General features: G+C 54.7%; 1 pseudogene. It reads right to left on the bottom strand.

Annotated elements, in window-relative coordinates:
- Positions 1 to 247: pseudogene (locus AF337_RS38715) on the bottom strand (tyrosine--tRNA ligase); the annotation flags it as partial.

Here is a 247-nt window from a genome sequence, read left to right as displayed (position 1 = left end):
GTTGACGATATTGCCCCACTGGTCGGAGCCACCAAGTTGAAGCAGGCAGCCGCGGCTTTCTGCGAGGACATGAAAGTCGTAGGCCTGCATGACCATGTAGTTGAATTCCAGTAATGTCAGCGATTGCTCCCGTTCCAACCGTTGGCGCACACTCTCCGATGTAAGCATCCGGTTGACTGAAAAATGCGGCCCGATATCGCGCAGGAAATCGAGATAGTTGAGCCCGCCCAACCAGTCGGCATTGTTG

This window comes from Rhizobium ecuadorense, from assembly GCF_001187535.1.
In the GTDB taxonomy this organism is placed as follows: domain Bacteria; phylum Pseudomonadota; class Alphaproteobacteria; order Rhizobiales; family Rhizobiaceae; genus Rhizobium; species Rhizobium ecuadorense.
This window is presented reverse-complemented; position numbering and strand designations above follow the sequence as displayed.